Raw genomic sequence first — 1,432 nt, 5'->3', positions numbered from 1 at the left:
CTGGCCGACCTCACCGGCGTCGGCACCCGCTTCGTCGCCGCCGAGGGTGGCAAGGGCGGGCTGGGCAACGCCGCCCTGGCATCCCGGGCCCGCAAGGCCCCCGGCTTCGCGCTGCTCGGCGAGCCCGGCGAGGTCCGCGATCTCACGCTCGAGCTCAAGTCCATGGCCGACGTCGGACTGGTGGGCTTCCCGTCCGCCGGGAAGTCCTCCCTGGTCTCGGTTCTCTCGGCGGCCAAGCCCAAGATCGCCGACTACCCCTTCACCACCCTGGCACCCAACCTCGGCGTGGTCTCGGTCGGCGACGACACCTTCACCATCGCCGACGTCCCCGGCCTCATCCCCGGGGCCAGCGAGGGCCGGGGCCTGGGTCTGGACTTCCTGCGTCACATCGAGCGCACCGCCGTGCTGGCCCACGTGGTGGACTGCGCGAACCTCGAGTCCGACCGGGACCCGATCTCCGACGTGGTCGCCCTCGAGGCCGAGCTCGCCGCCTACCGGTCCGAACTCACCGACGCCGGGGTCGGCGACCTGGCAGACCGCCCCCGCGTGGTCGTGCTCAACAAGATCGACGTGCCGGACGCCGCCGACATGGCGGAGATGGTGCGCGAGCACTTCGAGGCCAAGGGGTGGCCGGTCTATGCGATCTCCGCGGTGGCCCACAAGGGGTTGGACGAGCTGCGGTACGGCCTGTACGAGTTGATCAAGGCGCACCGTAAGGCCAACCCGCCCGCCGCGCCCGAGCGGATCGTCATCCGCCCCAAGGCGGTGGACGTCGAGGAGTTCCGCGTCCGCCCGGATCCCGCCGACCGCGGCGCGTTCATCGTCACCGGGGCCAAGCCCGAGCGGTGGATCCGTCAGACCGAGTTCGACAACGACGAGGCCGTGGGCTTCCTCGCCGACCGGCTGGCCCGGATCGGGGTCGAGGAGGCGCTCATCAAGGCCGGCGCCACGGAGGGCTGCACCGTCACCATCGGTGACGTCTCGTTCGAGTGGGAGCCGCAGACCCCGGCCGGCGTCGACCTCATGCGCACCGGGCGTGGCACCGACATCCGGCTCGAGTCCGACGAGCGGATCGGCGCCACCGAGCGCAAGTACCGCAAGCGGGTGCGCCGCGGCCTGATCGACCCGGACGAGGAGATCCTGGAGTGACCACGGAGCGGGAGTTGCGCCGTCGTATCGGCGCGGCCCGCCGCGTGGTGGTCAAGATCGGCTCGTCGGCCATCACCAGTTTCCACGGCGGGATCCGGCGGGCCGAACTCGACGCACTCGCCGACGTCTGCCAGTCGCGGATGGCCGCGGGGTCGGACGTCTTCGTCGTCTCCTCCGGTGCAATCGGCGCCGGCATGGCGCCACTGGGGATGACCACCCGCCCCGGCACCCTGTCCGCGAAGCAGGCCGCGGCCAGCGTCGGCCAGCTCGAGCTGGCGCGCGC

The 1,432-nt window shown here is 72.1% G+C and carries 2 protein-coding genes; both read left to right on the top strand.

Features of this window, described 5'->3' with window-relative positions; translation table 11 throughout:
* Nucleotides 1–1,149 (top strand): GTPase ObgE (obgE, locus tag G6023_RS13195; protein WP_182635933.1); only part of this gene is annotated, 1,149 nt, incomplete at its 5' end.
* On the top strand, nucleotides 1,146–1,432 hold a 287-nt coding region (locus tag G6023_RS13190; RefSeq protein WP_472986442.1), incomplete at its 3' end, for an amino acid kinase family protein. The genes obgE and G6023_RS13190, both read left to right, overlap by 4 nt.

Origin of the sequence: Dietzia sp. DQ11-71 (assembly GCF_014144995.1) — a bacterium.
Lineage (GTDB): Bacteria > Actinomycetota > Actinomycetes > Mycobacteriales > Mycobacteriaceae > Dietzia > Dietzia kunjamensis.
The sequence above is the reverse complement of the archived record's forward strand: the minus strand, read 5'-3'. Positions and strand labels throughout refer to the sequence as shown.